This window comes from Halobacillus sp. AWH4_228 (assembly GCF_056158365.1).
The window spans coordinates 2,414,551-2,428,829 of record NZ_JBSWTE010000001.1; the positions used below are offsets into that span (position 1 = coordinate 2,414,551).

The following is a 14,279-nucleotide window of genomic DNA, read 5'->3' on the forward strand; positions in this document are numbered from 1 at the left end:
AGGCCTGCTGTTCAAGTCCATCAAGCATAAGAACCTTTGAAACAAACAAAAAACTGCCGGGAATTTTCCCCGGCAGTTTCCGATTATAGGTTTGTCTTCATTCATACAGGACATGCCTGCTCATGGAAGAACCGATTGGGTCTGTTTCCTCCCGGCATTTATACACAATGGGATGATAAACGTTTAAAAAGGAAACTTATTCAACCACTGACCACCATCCAAGGTGATACACTCTCCGTTCATATAAGCCGCTTCCTCAGAAAGAATAAACCTTGCCAGTCCGGCAATCTCTTCTGGAGTTCCGACACGTCCGAGCGGCACCGATTGAATCGTACGCTGCGCAGCCTTTTCGGACTGAAATAACTTATCGGCCCCTCCCGTACGTTCAATCGGTCCCGGAGCTATGGCGTTGGCCCGGATTCCATACTTACTTCCCCACTCCACCGCAAGGGTCCGGGTCATTGTGAGAACGCCGGCTTTCGCTGAGGCAGAATGAATGACGCCGGCCCCGGCATTCCAGGCATATGTAGCCACCATGTTCAGGATCGACCCTTTGATATGGTTTTCAATCCAGTACTTGCCAACGGCCTGACTGCAGTAGAATGTACCATTGAGGACTATATTAATAACCGAATTCCAGCCATTTGGTGAAAGTTCTTCAGCTGGAGCTATAAAGTTACCGGCCGCATTATTGACGAGGTGGTCGATGGTCCCGAATGCATCTACGGTTTCCTGTACCATCCGCTGTACATCCTCCACTTCTCTGACATCCATTTGAATGGTCAGAACAGCAGACTCATCTCCGCCTGCTATTTCCTGTTTAGCGGCCGCCAGACGTTCTTCGTTCCTTCCAGTAATAGCTACACGGGCTCCTTCGGAAACGAAACGTTTCCCCATATGGAGCCCCATACCGCTTGACCCACCAGTAACGATGATTACTTGATCCTTCATCATGTACCTCCATCTTTTTGACTTCTTAACTTACATTCCACAAAAGGAAAATGAATTCCTGTTCATTTTAGAAATTTAATCGATCATTCGACTTCTTCTTACAGTAATTCGTGATATAATGACGAAAGAATTTCAGAGGAGAATCGCTATGAACTTAACACGCCGCCAGTTTATCAAGCGGATGACCACCGGAATAGCCGGATTTGTGGGGATCGGTGCGCTCGGTTATTCTTATGCCTGGTATATAGAGCCGCGTCTGCTTTCCAGACAAATGTATGTCATCGAGCATCCAAAGGTACCTCGTGCCTTTCATAACTTTAAAATACTGCAGTTTTCCGATACCCACCTCGGGTTTCATTATGATTTGGAACAACTTGAGAAGCTTGTCCGGAAAATCAATGAAGAAGAGCCTGATCTGCTTTTGTTCACGGGTGACCTGGTGGATGAACCGCAGACGTATCCTTTTTCACCGAGGCTTGTGGATGTACTCAAAAAACTCCACGCCTCCAAAGGGAAATACTGGATTTACGGCAACCATGACCATGGCGGTTATGGGACCGAGAAAATTCAGCAGGTGATGGATGCCTCCGGTTTTCAACTGCTCCAAAATGGGCATAGATCCATAAAAAACGGGAACGCTTCCTTCACTCTGGCAGGACTGGATGATGTGATGCTCGGGAAACCGGACATTGCCAGAGCTTTATACGGGGCGGATGAAGAGCTTTTCACATTGTTGATGGTTCATGAGCCGGATGTAGCCGACCGCTTCACAGACAGAGCTGTCGATATCCAGCTTTCTGGTCACAGTCATGGCGGTCAGGTGCAGCTCCCTTTGATTGGTCATCTGATTACACCGCCTTATGCCGATAAGTATGTGGAAGGACATTATACAATCACACAAACCTTCGACTTATATGTAAGCCGCGGGATCGGTACGACAAGACTCCCTTACCGTTTTCTCTGCAGGCCGGAATATTCCGTCTTCCAGCTCAAGCATAAGGGTTCCTGACTCGTACAGTTTTGTGACAGATGACAGAATCGGCGCCTCTCTTCTCCCCTGAATGTTACACTAGACTCATCTAAAGACATGGAGGCAGGAACATGAATGCAAAACTTTGGTTTGGACTACTATGTACCGTTCTCTTTATAACAGGATGCGGATCGCAGGATGTCAATCCCCTCCACGCTGTCAATCAGAACGGAGAAGAACGAACCCTCCCCCAGTCCTATGAAGGGGACTACTGGATCGTTGATTTCATTTTCACCAATTGTGAAACCGTCTGCCCTCCAATGACCGGACATATGTCCAGACTCCAGCAGCAGTTGGAATCGGAAAATCTGGACGCCCGGCTCGTATCTGTGAGTGTGGATCCGGAGAATGATACGAAGGATGTGCTGAAAAGCTTTGCGGATGCCTATCAGCCAGACTACGACAATTGGGACTTCCTGACGGGCTATTCCTATGAGGATGTCAAAGAATGGTCAATCAAATCCTTTCAATCCCCTGTCAAGAAAATGGAAGATTCCGATCAGATGGCCCACGGAACGAGCTTTTTTCTTGTCGGTCCTGACGGGGACATATTAGAGAATTACAGTGGGACAAGTGCCGACAGCATCAACGAGATCATCAAAGATTTAAAAGAATATAAAAAGTGACCAATGTAAAATGTTGTCAATCGATAGAGGGAACGCTATACTTGGATGGAAAGGAGATCTTAGATGAACAGAAAGCAGCTATCCGACCGTGAAATTGCCGAATCATTATTCATCGTAAACCGCCACGCAAAAACGGCTCCTGAGCCGAAACATTTATATGACATAAAAAAACACACCATCGACCTCCTGCTGAAGGAGAAACGGGCCAGGAAAGTTGGTCTTCATTATTCTGATCATCCTCGTTTAAGTCAGCAGCATTCCACTCTTCTGATCGAAATTGGCGGGTATTATTTTCACGTACCAGCAGCAAAGGATGACTTCCAGCACCTGGAACACCTTGGCCGGGTCGACCAGTCCTACCGCAACCCTAAGCCGAAGCTGTCTTTGTCCCGTGCGAAACGGACCTTATACCAATATTTAAACTGGAAGCAGCCGAAAAAGAGCTCTCCCCGCGCTTTTCATTCCACTCCGCAGCCATCCCTGCTCGGCCAAAGGACGGAAACCCCTTGGAATCAGCGCCCAAGAAGATGAATGTAATTCTCTTCCTTTTTGATGTTTCGTTCTTTCAGGAAGAAGGAATGAAAGTACCAGAGGAGGAGGATCACTATGACGATGAATCCAATGGACGATTTTCTATGGCACTTGAAAAAGTATATGGAGTATACCACAGAAATGAGAGCTTCTTATGAGCATCTATCCGATCATGAAAAAAGCCTGATTGTAGAATCATCCCCTACAAAACAAGGACCGGAAACCCTTTCTAAACAGGCCTATGCCTGGCATGACGAACTGTTTGAACGACTGAAGAAATAAAGAAAAATCCGCTGATTCCAGCGGATTTTTCTTTATGTTACAAGATGTTTTGATCGATGATTTTGACCAGCTCCACGATTTCCGGTTTGGAAACCTGGGCATCTGCCCCTACTCGTTCTCCTTTATGTCGGAGATCTTCTGTAATAAGGGAGGAAAATATGACAACAGGAAGTACCTGCAGCTGCTCATGCTCTTTCAACAGTTTCGTAAAATGATGACCGTCCATCATAGGCATTTCGATATCTGTAATGATCAGCTGGTATTCCTCGGTCATCGTTTTTCCTTCTTCCATCATTCCTTCGAGATGATCCCACGCCTCCCTGCCGTTTTCAAAACTGACGGTCTGATCATACCCGGCTTCACTCAACGTTTCCTGAAGCATCGCACGGAGCATGGCAGAGTCTTCAGCTATAAGAATCTTTTTCGAAGAACGCTCCCGCTGTCCCAGCTCCCGGAGCTGTTCTTTTTTCATACTCGTTTCCGGGTTGATATCAGCGACCACTTTTTCGAAATCAAGCAGAAGCAGCATATCCTCTTCTCTTTTGATGACCCCGGTGATCTGCGTGTCGAGGCCTTGATACATTTGATTCGGTTTTTCAATCTGTTCCCATGAAATCCGGTGAATCTGAGTAACCGTATGGACGTGAAAAACGATTTTCGTCTGGTTGAATTCCGAGAGAATAAACTTATCCTTTTCCGGACGATCAGAGGCTGGAAATCCCAGCGCATGCGCAACATCGACGACGGGCACGACTTCACCGCGTATATCGATGATCCCCTCTACAGAGGGGTGGGAGTGAGGCACTTTTGTCATTGGCTGCGGGTTTAAAATCTCTTTCACTTTTATCACATTCATACCGAAGCGGTTTTCACCAATTCCAAACTCTACGATTTCGAGTTCATTGGTACCACTCTCCAGTAAAATTCCCTGGTCCTGTTTCATGAACATCGCCCTTTCTTCTAAACATCCTCCTATAGTATCGGCAGGACTCGTCCAGTGGTGAAGAAAAAAACTCTCTTTTTAAAAGAGAGTTCAAGCAGCCTTCCTTCTTTTACGCTTCGTGAATCTGAGGTACGCCTGTTTTACCGTCAGCCACCCGGCGAGGGTGAGACCGTATCCACTGATAGCGGAAAGGCAGATGAACCAGTAGTATTCCGGCAGGGTGGATGTTGTTCCTGACATGGCATACCTGTCCACCATCTGCAGGAAAACGAGCGCGATCAATACAGAGGCCCCGCCACTTAAAAAGATGAGCCAGTTTCGCAGCATCAGCCACTCGACCACCGGCTTTACCACCCACATCAAAGCCCCCATGAAAGCAAACACCAGAAGAAACTGGATGTATTCCGGCTCCATACCAAATATCTGAAGGATATCTTCATCCAGCCATTGGATCGGTTCTTCCAAAAAGTGAGGATCGAGCCATTCACCCATATTCATCATGTACGTCTCCTTTATCCTTGTTCTCTTCTCCATTATGAACAGGAGCTTTAAGGAATAAACCTAGAGACGGTCCAGCAGGTGAGGCTGCTTGTTCTTCAGCCACTTCAATCCCTCCCGGCGGCTGAGGGGACGGCATTCGTGCGTCGACAAAAAATCGATAACAGCATCCGGATCGGTTTTGCTGTATTCCCTGAGGGCCCATCCGATGGCTTTTTCGATGAAAAATTCCTTCTCCTCTCTTAAACGGAGGATGGTTTCAAATAAAAGGGCTTCATCTGTCTCCCCTTTGTACTTCAGTTGAAAAAGCAGTGCGGCACGACGCAGCCACATAAAGTCCGAATCACGGAATTGTTCTGTATATGGACGCAGCTGTTCCGGGTAGAGCTTAAAATATTCGCCGCACAGATGGGAAGCGATCATATCAACAGTATCCCACCACGGTTTCATCAAAAGGAGCTCTCTGTAAAACTCCAGCGCCTCCGGAGAAACCGCCTTTTTCCCTTTTTCCAAGACAGCCAGGGCTGCATAGTGACATTCTCTCTCAGGCATCTGAAAAAGTTGAAACGCCAATCCGAATCGTTCCTTCTCATGGTAGGTTTTACTGTCGCTCACAAAAGGAGCCAGGATTTTTTTCCTTTCGGGCGTTTGGATTCCATAGAATGGAAAGTGGTTTTTCATATAGTTTTCCATCGGCTGCCGTTGGCGGTCATCCTTATGTTCCGCCAAGGCTTCATTGATTTCAGACGCTATATACTCAGGTCTCATGTCCGGCTCATTTCTAAGTGATCCATCTGAAGAAAATCGGCCAGCTGTCCTCCAAGATCCTCTGCTTCCTGATAGCCCTGCGTATAGAGGTTGTGCAGCCGGTCGCGGTTCCTCTCAATCCGGCTGACCACCAGCGGCTGGCGGGGACGGATGACGAGAGCCCTGCCCTCCTCCTCCAATTTTCTTACGTGTTCCAACTGGGCATTGTAGTTTAAATGGCGGTCTGTCATCGTTTTAGCGAAGTTCGGAAACTTTTTATACCGCCGGTTCAAATACCAGCCCGCTTTGGATTTTTCTTTCGTATACCCGTCATTTCTTGTCAGGACGATCACATGCTTTTGATTACCGTCATCAATCGAACGCTGCAATGGGATCGGATCGGCAATACCGCCGTCCATGAGTTGAAATCCACCGAAGTCAATGCTGGGAGCAATCATCGGAAGCGAGCTGGAAGCCCGGATGACCTTCAGAAGACTTTCCCTGTCATGGAAGGAATCAAAAAAGACCGGTCTGCCGGAATCCATGTCTGTTGTCGCTACGACGAACTTCGTCGTCTGTTTCATAAATGAGTCATAATCGAAAGGGACCAGTTCATTTGGAAGCTTGTCGAAAAGAAAGTCCATGCCAAACAACTGCCGTTTCGTCAGCATTCGCTTATAGGATATGTATTCGGGATGATCCCCGTATTCAACAATGACCCGGTAATTCCTGCCCCGCTGTCTCGCTACATAGGAGCTGCCATTACACGCGCCGGCAGAAGCTCCGACAACATAGGGGAAATGCAGACCCTGATCGAGAAAATAATCCAGGACTCCTGCGGTATATGCTCCCCGCATCCCCCCGCCTTCCAACACTAAACCAACATCGTTCATATGGATCACCTGCCTGAAAATAGTTATGGTTTATGCTTTACATTCTCCCACGTTCCTATGAAAATGTAAAAAGCAGCCCCTTGCAGGCGGCCGCTTTTTTTAGTACAGTCATTAATTTACAACATGGTCAGGACGAAGTTTATTTGTATGTTTTTCATCTATTTGTCTTTCAATTTCTTCAATCGCTTCTTCGTCTTGCAGCAGCTGCTGCTTGTTACGATCAACAAGTTCTTCAAAAGATAAACGGTGAATCGACCTCATTCTACACTTCCTTTCCTTGTCTTAGTTTGAATTATAACAAAATTCAACAAATGATATACTTAAATTGTTTGAACATTTTGTTAACTTTATGTAAAAAGGAGAGCTATAATGGAGCATTTGATCAACCCAACAGTTAAAAACATCGAAATTTCAGGCATCCGCCGCTTTTTTAATATGGTCAGCCATTATGAGGACGTCGTTTCCCTGACCATCGGCCAGCCGGACTTCCCTACCCCTGAAGCTGTCAAGCGGGCGGGTATCCAGGCGATTGAAAGAGACCAGACGAGCTACACACATAACGCCGGTCTCCTTGAGCTCCGCCAGGCGGTCCAGCATCATGCGGCCGCATCCTATGGTCTTTCTTATGACGCCGAACGGGAAATCATTATAACGGTCGGAGCATCCGAAGCGCTGGATCTTTCCCTGCGTACCATCCTCCATCCTGGAGATGAAGTTATCCTCCCCGGCCCTGTATATCCGGGATATGAACCATTGATCCGGCTCGCCGGCGGCATACCGGTATTTGCAGATACGAGTGCTGAGGAATTCAAGCTCACCGGCGGCATTATTCAGTCACATATCACCGAAAAAACTAAAGCGGTCATTCTTCCCTACCCTTCCAACCCGACCGGTGTTTCATTAACAAAAGAAGAGTTGGAGGACATCGCTGAAGTCATCAAGCAAAACGACATCTTCCTCATTGCTGATGAAATTTACAGCGAGCTCGTCTACGAACAGCCGCATACATCCATTGCTTCTATTCCGGATGTCCGCGACAACGTCATCGTCGTGAACGGAGTATCCAAGTCCCACAGCATGACAGGTTGGCGGATCGGCTATCTGCTTGCACCGGAATGGCTGTCCCGTCATCTATTGAAAGTCCATCAATATAACGTGTCCTGCGCCACCTCGATCAGCCAATATGCTGCTCTGGAAGCACTGTCCAATCAGAAGCAGAAAGCGGAGAACATGCGTGATGCCTATAAGGAACGTCGCGATTATGCAGCAGATCGACTCAAACAAATGGGATTATCATTCGCTCAGCCGGACGGTGCCTTTTATTTGTTTATCCAATTCCCCCTGGATGGTAAATCGACCACAGATAAAGCCGTCGAGCTGGTGGAAGAAGCCGGCCTGGCCCTCGTGCCGGGAGATGCTTTTTCCAGCTATGGAGAAGGATATATGCGACTTTCCTACGCTTACAGCATGGAAACACTGAAAAAAGGTCTCGATCGACTTGAGAAATATTTGAAATAACAAAAACACGTGTGACAGCTTGCAGATGCAAAGGCCTCATGTGTAGATGGTCACGTGCGACTTAACGCTGGATGTTTGCATCGTCACTAAGTCTTTGTGAATCAAAGCCTTTATCCATGGTTAATTGCGATCAACGTTTCTCAAAACAAACCTTTATTTACAAGATTACAGAAACAAGCCCCTTATTAGAGAAACGAAGGAAAACCGACGGCCTGGGCCAAATTGTTTTAAGACACATCCATGACGGATGTGTCTTTTTATTAGAAATGCCTGATTTTAAAAACTTTCATTCCTCTAGTACACAAACCTATGCAGCTTCTTCTTTTTATCATAGGCTGTACTATAACGATTCAAGGAGGAAAACGAATGGCGAATTGTTGTTGTCCCGACCGCGGTGGTCAATTTGCTATGGATGAGTTCTGCGGAAACTTCACAATCGATTGTTTAACTGATACGGCAGACCCGGCATTCGACCTTGCAGAAACGGTCTGGACCTCAAGTTTTTCGATTGATGCCGGTACCATCAGTGTCTTTTATGATACCGGGTGTGCGGATCCATTGACTGTTTATGTAGCGAATGGTGGAGTGGTGGTGGAAACCTTTACGATCCCTCTGGCAACACTTGGGAGTAACGGAAACACACGATCAGTGACGGTCCAGACCTTTGATGAAGTCCGGATCATTTGTAATACAGAGGCGGCAGCAGGAAACGCATGCCGTGGAAAATACTGCATCAGCGCGAATTATCGATTATGAATGGCGGGGCAGGATACCTTTTACTCCTGCCTTTTCCGATTTATCCCAAAATTCAATCTTTATAGGAAAGGTAGTGTGCCGGTATGGCCACAATAGATGAAATTGTTGAAGCACTGGTCACTCCCTTGACAAAGTGCTGTTTAGTAAATGCTACAGTGACAGGCCCGTCTGTTCAAAGTGAAATTTTCTCTACGGCGCTCCAGGGTTTTCCGACGAATGGAAATGAATTTGTCGTTTTAAGCAGCGGTTTTGCCAGCCTTACTCCTGGAACAGCCACCACTTTCGTATCTGAAAATACAGGCGGGCCCATCGTGCCCGCCGGAGACCCCTTAGGTTCCCCGGATGGGCAGGTGTCTCTTGATGTTGTCACCGTCAGGCTTCAATTCCTTCTGCCGAAAGACCCCGGCAAGCTGACATTCGACTGGAAATTCGGTACCGAGGAAAATCCACAGTTTGTCGGAGCGTTTGCCGACTATTTCCGGGCGGATGTCTTCACTTCTCTCGGGACAGAAAATATTGCCCTGCTCCCGGATGGAAATCCTGTAACGGTTACGAATGCTGCGCCCTTTTCCAATATGCCGAATGGGAATTCCATGGCACCTCTTCCACCTTTCCCTACACCTAATGATGTTACGTATAACGCTGTGACTACGGACATCTACACAGCGGAGCTTGACCTGTCCTGCTACAGCTGTGAACTGATCACCCTTCAGATCAGAGTGGCTGATGTCATTGACCGGGTGTTTAACTCGGCTGCTTTTTTGGATAATCTGCGAATCACCGGATGCGAAGATCCGGAACCCGTGAAACCGATCTGTCCATGAGCCGTTATGGTTCCCTGCAGGAAGAAGATGGAGGAGCGTTTGTTACGAATGATAAAAAAGAGGGACCAGCATGAATGTTTACAGGTGCCGGCTACTATTCTAAAAGGGGGGATCTTATGGATAAGCATTGTATACAAACAGAAAAAGTGTATGACTGGGTGACCGCACCTCTTCAATTTACGAAGTGTTTAACCATTTCATTTCGTGATGATATCCTTATGGATGAGGTCTGCGGCAACTTCACCTTGACGAATGATTCCCGTCAACTGCTTTGGCAGTCGCTGTTGACTGAACCGATTACAGGAACCATTGTCCTCACCCTTCAGCAGGGAGATTTAAGCGATCTTTTTATTTTTATTAATGGCGAAAAAGTAAATAGTGGTACAGGGAAAACATTCAGCAGGACTGTTCAAGGTCTTCAGAGCCTTGAAGTTGTCCGTACGGGGGATATGGTACTGAGAGGAAAATACTGCCTGGATTTAAATTACATCCTTCCCCAAGGAAAGGAAGAACTGCCTCTCGACTGTGAATGTTACACCTGCTTTTTAACGGATGGGTGCTGCAGGAAATCAGGTCTTGACTCCATTATCTGCAGGGAAATTGGACAGAGAAAAGAAGTCCCGGTTCTTCTGCCGTCTGGTGAAAAAATCATCCTTCATGAAGTTACTTTATGTAAAGAAGGCTGTCTGGGTGTCAAACTCCCTAATGGATGCGTCTGTGTGTGTGCCTTTTCGCAAATTGAAAAACTGCTCCTCTGTGCCCCGCCAGGCACGAGTATCCAATGTGAAGTGACCCATTTTACCTGCAGGGTACAAATGATTACGAAAATCAAACACTGCCTCTGCCTGGAACTGCTGATTGATATCTGCCAGTCGGTCAAAGTGATTCACCCTGCCACCATTGCTGTGACTGCTCAGGAATGTGATCCCCGCCCTTTGATCGATCCTCTTTCCTGTTCCAATCAAACAGAAAAAAACTGATCTGCTCTTTATGTATAGATGACATCATCGCTGAGGGCAGCTACATAAAAAAACTTACAGAACGGTAAGCTCTGTAAGTTTTATGATTGTTGTTGAATCTCGTTGAGTAATGTATCCAGCCGCTGACTGATTTGAACCGATTCCACACTGGAGAATCCCTTTTCATTGGCGACCTCCATCATTCTTTTTCGAAGGTGCTCAATCTCTTCCAGCATCGTCTCTTTATCCATGACCTGCACGTGCGACGACCTCCTGCCAGTCCTATCTTTTTGTCTTTATCTCTTTCAAATACGTAAGCAAAAGGAATGTTTGTTCGCCTGTCCAACCTGCACGAAAAAAATTATCTCAATTTTCATTCCATTTGTAAAGATATATGCTAAAACAATTTACAATTCGACATAGGTTGACGAAGATTCCCCCTTTCCTATGTTACATATCCATTACATTGAAATCGATCTCCCTTTCATTTCTAAACCAATATGGTAAAATAAAAGCGAAATCATTTCTGTTCATCGAGAAAGGAAGATGAGATTGTCTGAACAATCTAAAAATGAATGGCTGGAATGGTTGAAAGCCATTGCCGTCGCCATCACGCTGGCCTTCATTCTAAGAACGTTCTTCTTCGCCACGTCTATCGTAGAGGGTGCCAGTATGGATCCTACTCTTCAAAACGGTGAACGAGTCATGTTCAATAAAATTATCTACTATATAGATGAACCTGAGCGTGGAGATATCGTGATCATTGAACGTCCTGTTAAAAGTTATGTGAAACGAATCATCGGTCAGCCGGGGGATACCATCGAAATCCGGGACCACGAGCTTTATGTTAATGGAGAAAAGCAGACGCAGGAATACTTGAGTGAAGATGCGGCCTCCGCTACGAGAGACTACGGTCCTGTGGATGTTCCAGACGGGAAATACTTTGTCATGGGAGATAACCGCTCCATCAGTAAAGACAGCCGCAACGGTCTCGGCTTTATCGAAGAAGATGAGATCATCGGCCGTACAGAACTGGTCATCTATCCATTCAATCAATGGGGGCTTACCAATTAAAAAGAACATCCAGCCTGTCATGGCTGGATGTTCTTTATTTTTGATCGATCAGCTTTTCCGGCCACTGATGCATCGTTTCAATCAACTGATCCAGCTTTCCTTCGATCCGGTGAAGCAGGTAAAAGGTCACCGCAACCGGAAAACCGACATCCGCCATGATGGATATCCACGTGTCCAAGGGCAGCATCCTCCTTTTGATAAAAAAGCCGCCCGCATCTCCCGGGCGGCTTTCTTCATTTACAACGCAATATCAAATACGTTCCGTTCCACAATACGGGCTTCTTTCTTGGATACAAGACTTCCCCCAGTTGAAGTAAAACAGTCTTGCACGAGGATTTCGTCCATCGCAGCGTTCACCAAAGCCGGATCCACTGGTTCTACTGGATCATCAAGACTGATTGTCACTGTCCTGTTTTCTTCATTTAAAAACTTAAGCTCGAGCTTTTTCATCGTTTGACCTCCTTGTTATTATTCTTCAGTAAGAATCGAGCGGTTGTCTCGGGCGACTTCTTCCATGATGTGCTGTTGAAGCGGTGCAAGCGCAGCTGCGGTTTGGTAAAGCTGTTCATCCGTTGCTTCGGTTTTCATGTTGTTAAATGATTTCGTCTTGTAAACCATGTTTCCCTCTTCATCCTGTCCAACCGCTAATACAAGCTGCAGCCGGGAATCCATGCGTGTGTTGGTTACGGCCATATTTCTCACCTCCTCTCACTTCTATAATCGAAGTGAAAGACAAATAGGTGTCGGCCTATTTTTTCTGCGGCCCAAATTACAATATGGTAAGTCTTCATAGACGGATACACAAGCTGTTTCTACGAAATGACATAGATTATTACTATAGTGTAGAAGTGAAATTTGAGACTGCAAGGAGGAATGAATATGTGTGGTGTCTATTCGGATTCCGGGTCCGCGTGCTGCCCCCAGGCACAGATCGTCCAGGAGGAAATCTGTGGGAATATCAATGAACTGCTGGTCGCTGATACTTTATGGGAGGCTCCAGCCGGCAGCTATGTTTCTGCAACGTTCCAAGTATTTAATTCAGCATCAAGTGCAGGGAACATTGTCACAGCCGGAGATGTCGTTTTGACAGCCCTGCCGGGGAACACGGTTTCCGAAAGTGTTAACAACCCGACATTATTTACGGTAACCACCCTCGCCGGGGTAACCGGCACGTACTGTATTACGTTGTATAAACGTGTTTTAGCTTAATAAAACAAAGGAGAATATAATTATGTGTCAATCACATTCGGCCTGCTGTCCGCAGGCGCAGATTGTTCAGGAAAAAATTTGTGGGAATTTCAATGGAGCACTTGTAGCTGAAGAAGTGTGGAACGCTCCTGCAGGAAGCTACGTCTCCGGAACCTTCCAGATTTTCAACTCCGCTTCCAGTCTCGCTCCTGTAGCAGGGGCAGTCGTAGGTACACCCGCAGGGGTTCTTGCAGCAGCTCCAGGTGTTACTGACTCTGTCAGCGTCAACAGCCCGACTTCATTTACGATTACCTCTGCGCTTGGTGACAGCGGTACCTACTGCATCACGCTATACAAGCGCGTCCTAGCTTAATTCAACTAGATAAACAGCTCATCTGCGTACGCGTGCGTTAACAAGAAAAAAGCCCGGGAACCTGTATGACAGGTTCCCGGGCTTTCTTTTTTTCTACGTATTAACCGTGATCAAAAATCGTGAGGCCGATCAATCCCAGCATAACGACAATACTTACTACATTCATGACCATTTCCATGATCTTCCCACTCCTCTCTCTGCTCCCATTTTAACAAAAAACGCTTTCATCTGCTTCGTTTATTTTTAGACATTCTCTCTTCTTTATACGGGATTCTTTCCCGATAACCTTCCTTTGCCACTCACTGTTCACCATTCGTTCTTATGTTTATGGCTATATTGTGAAATAGTGAGCAATACACCATCCATGCTCATGATTCATTATATAATGGAGTTGTAACAAAGATGCCGGCAATCATGTGAAACAATGAACATAATAAACGAAGGAGTGAGGAACATGTTGAATCATTTCCTGAGAACCAATAAAATAGCGGCTGCTGTGTTAGCGGTCATCCGGGTTTATATCGGTGTGACGTGGCTGAAAGCTGGTATTGGTAAGCTGACCGATGGTTTTGAAGTCCAGGGATTTCTCCAGGGAGCCATCAGTCAGGCGGCAGGCGATCACCCGGCCGTACAAGGATGGTGGGCGGCTTTCCTTGAAGGGTTCGCGCTTCCGAATCATCCATTATTCGCACAGCTCGTCATGTGGGGAGAAATTCTTGCGGGCATCGCTCTTATCCTTGGATTATTTACAACAGCTGCAGCCTTTGGAGGCATCCTGATGAATTTTGCTTTCTTGTTCAGTGGTACAGTCAGCACGAATCCACAGATGGTCATCCTGACGGTCTTTATCCTTGCTGCTGGTATCAACGCCGGGCGGTACGGCCTGGATCACTGGATCGTTCCATTCATGCAGAAACGCCGGCCGCACATCCGAAAAGGGCAGCTGGCTCATACGTAACAGAATAGACAAACACAAAGAGCAGGCCCATGCCTGCTCTTTGTGCATGAAAGGAACCCCTGTATCCGGATTCCATTTGAATACAAAATATTGTTTATTTTCTATATGGATGAGGTATCATGAAAGGA

At 46.5% G+C, this 14,279-nt stretch carries 22 protein-coding genes; 12 read left to right on the plus strand and 10 right to left on the minus strand.

All coding sequences use genetic code 11. The annotated features are described in order from the left end of the window. Positions 1-183: 183 nt before the first annotated feature. Positions 184-951 carry a 2,4-dienoyl-CoA reductase gene (gene fadH / locus ACXADP_RS12245; RefSeq protein WP_474971545.1) on the minus strand — a complete coding sequence of 256 codons (768 nt, stop codon included), beginning with the start codon at positions 949-951 and terminating at the stop codon, positions 184-186. A gap of 148 nt (positions 952-1,099) precedes the next feature. Between fadH and ACXADP_RS12250 the strand changes: the two genes are divergently transcribed. The 4 genes from ACXADP_RS12250 to ACXADP_RS12265 all read left to right on the plus strand — a co-directional run bounded on the left by ACXADP_RS12250 (position 1,100) and on the right by ACXADP_RS12265 (position 3,420). Next, positions 1,100-1,960, plus strand: a complete 861-nt coding sequence (locus tag ACXADP_RS12250; RefSeq protein WP_474971546.1) for a metallophosphoesterase — start codon at positions 1,100-1,102, stop codon at positions 1,958-1,960. Between the two features lie 92 nt (positions 1,961-2,052). Further along, positions 2,053-2,607, plus strand: coding sequence for an SCO family protein (locus tag ACXADP_RS12255; protein ID WP_474971547.1), 555 nt, complete (start codon positions 2,053-2,055; stop codon positions 2,605-2,607). A gap of 63 nt (positions 2,608-2,670) precedes the next feature. Then, positions 2,671-3,138, plus strand: a complete 468-nt coding sequence (locus ACXADP_RS12260) for a YkyB family protein (RefSeq protein ID WP_474971548.1) — start codon at positions 2,671-2,673, stop codon at positions 3,136-3,138. 75 nt (positions 3,139-3,213) lie between these two features. Next, positions 3,214-3,420, plus strand: coding sequence for a hypothetical protein (locus tag ACXADP_RS12265; RefSeq protein WP_035531270.1), 207 nt, complete (start codon positions 3,214-3,216; stop codon positions 3,418-3,420). A gap of 37 nt (positions 3,421-3,457) precedes the next feature. Here the strand turns inward: ACXADP_RS12265 and ACXADP_RS12270 are convergent, their stop codons facing one another. The 5 genes from ACXADP_RS12270 to ACXADP_RS12290 all read right to left on the minus strand — a co-directional run bounded on the left by ACXADP_RS12270 (position 3,458) and on the right by ACXADP_RS12290 (position 6,762). Next, entirely contained in the window at positions 3,458-4,363 is a 906-nt protein-coding gene (locus ACXADP_RS12270; RefSeq protein ID WP_474970381.1) for a chemotaxis protein, read from the minus strand. 90 nt (positions 4,364-4,453) lie between these two features. After that, a complete protein-coding gene (locus ACXADP_RS12275; RefSeq protein WP_474968348.1) occupies positions 4,454-4,861 on the minus strand; it encodes a hypothetical protein in 408 nt (135 codons plus the stop codon). A 63-nt stretch (positions 4,862-4,924) separates the two neighbouring features. Further along, the gene (locus ACXADP_RS12280; RefSeq protein ID WP_474968347.1) at positions 4,925-5,629 is read right to left on the minus strand and encodes a DNA alkylation repair protein; all 705 of its coding nucleotides are present in this window, start codon (positions 5,627-5,629) and stop codon (positions 4,925-4,927) included. After that, entirely contained in the window at positions 5,626-6,501 is an 876-nt protein-coding gene (locus tag ACXADP_RS12285; RefSeq protein ID WP_474971549.1) for a patatin-like phospholipase family protein, read from the minus strand. Before ACXADP_RS12285 ends, ACXADP_RS12280 begins: the two co-directional genes overlap by 4 nt. 111 nt (positions 6,502-6,612) lie before the next feature. Next, positions 6,613-6,762, minus strand: coding sequence for an FbpB family small basic protein (locus ACXADP_RS12290; RefSeq protein WP_474968345.1), 150 nt, complete (start codon positions 6,760-6,762; stop codon positions 6,613-6,615). 108 nt (positions 6,763-6,870) lie between these two features. On the opposite strand from ACXADP_RS12290, the gene ACXADP_RS12295 reads away from it, so the two are divergent. From ACXADP_RS12295 to ACXADP_RS12310, 4 genes are all read left to right on the plus strand, one after another. Beyond that, positions 6,871-8,019 carry an aminotransferase A gene (locus ACXADP_RS12295; protein ID WP_474971550.1) on the plus strand — a complete coding sequence of 383 codons (1,149 nt, stop codon included), beginning with the start codon at positions 6,871-6,873 and terminating at the stop codon, positions 8,017-8,019. A 366-nt stretch (positions 8,020-8,385) separates the two neighbouring features. Further along, on the plus strand, positions 8,386-8,775 hold the full coding sequence (locus tag ACXADP_RS12300) for a DUF3992 domain-containing protein (RefSeq protein WP_474968343.1): 390 nt from the start codon (positions 8,386-8,388) through the stop codon (positions 8,773-8,775). A gap of 83 nt (positions 8,776-8,858) precedes the next feature. Beyond that, on the plus strand, positions 8,859-9,599 hold the full coding sequence (locus tag ACXADP_RS12305; RefSeq protein WP_474968342.1) for a choice-of-anchor L domain-containing protein: 741 nt from the start codon (positions 8,859-8,861) through the stop codon (positions 9,597-9,599). A gap of 116 nt (positions 9,600-9,715) precedes the next feature. Then, entirely contained in the window at positions 9,716-10,579 is an 864-nt protein-coding gene (locus ACXADP_RS12310) for a BMQ_0737 family morphogenetic spore coat protein (protein WP_474968341.1), read from the plus strand. 80 nt (positions 10,580-10,659) lie between these two features. Here the strand turns inward: ACXADP_RS12310 and ACXADP_RS12315 are convergent, their stop codons facing one another. Continuing rightward, positions 10,660-10,809, minus strand: a complete 150-nt coding sequence (locus tag ACXADP_RS12315) for a Spo0E family sporulation regulatory protein-aspartic acid phosphatase (protein ID WP_474970380.1) — start codon at positions 10,807-10,809, stop codon at positions 10,660-10,662. Positions 10,810-11,104: 295 nt separating this feature from the next. On the opposite strand from ACXADP_RS12315, the gene lepB reads away from it, so the two are divergent. After that, a complete protein-coding gene (gene lepB / locus ACXADP_RS12320) occupies positions 11,105-11,632 on the plus strand; it encodes a signal peptidase I (protein WP_474968340.1) in 528 nt (175 codons plus the stop codon). A gap of 34 nt (positions 11,633-11,666) precedes the next feature. Here lepB and ACXADP_RS12325 read toward each other — a convergent pair whose 3' ends face one another. The 3 genes from ACXADP_RS12325 to ACXADP_RS12335 are packed head-to-tail and all read right to left on the minus strand — an operon-like array spanning position 11,667 to position 12,325. Next, positions 11,667-11,810, minus strand: a complete 144-nt coding sequence (locus ACXADP_RS12325) for a YvrJ family protein (RefSeq protein WP_474971551.1) — start codon at positions 11,808-11,810, stop codon at positions 11,667-11,669. Positions 11,811-11,869: 59 nt separating this feature from the next. Further along, on the minus strand, positions 11,870-12,082 hold the full coding sequence (locus ACXADP_RS12330; RefSeq protein ID WP_474968339.1) for a DUF2922 domain-containing protein: 213 nt from the start codon (positions 12,080-12,082) through the stop codon (positions 11,870-11,872). An 18-nt stretch (positions 12,083-12,100) separates the two neighbouring features. Next, complete coding sequence (locus tag ACXADP_RS12335) at positions 12,101-12,325, minus strand: DUF1659 domain-containing protein (RefSeq protein WP_474971552.1); 225 nt, start codon at positions 12,323-12,325, stop codon at positions 12,101-12,103. Positions 12,326-12,511: 186 nt separating this feature from the next. Between ACXADP_RS12335 and ACXADP_RS12340 the strand changes: the two genes are divergently transcribed. From ACXADP_RS12340 to ACXADP_RS12350, 3 genes are all read left to right on the plus strand, one after another. Next, positions 12,512-12,841: an S-Ena type endospore appendage gene (locus ACXADP_RS12340; protein WP_474968337.1), complete on the plus strand. Its 330-nt coding sequence runs from the start codon at positions 12,512-12,514 to the stop codon at positions 12,839-12,841. Between the two features lie 22 nt (positions 12,842-12,863). Then, positions 12,864-13,193, plus strand: a complete 330-nt coding sequence (locus ACXADP_RS12345; RefSeq protein WP_474968336.1) for an S-Ena type endospore appendage — start codon at positions 12,864-12,866, stop codon at positions 13,191-13,193. Between the two features lie 454 nt (positions 13,194-13,647). Further along, the gene (locus tag ACXADP_RS12350; protein ID WP_474971553.1) at positions 13,648-14,151 is read left to right on the plus strand and encodes a DoxX family protein; all 504 of its coding nucleotides are present in this window, start codon (positions 13,648-13,650) and stop codon (positions 14,149-14,151) included. Positions 14,152-14,279: the final 128 nt, after the last annotated feature.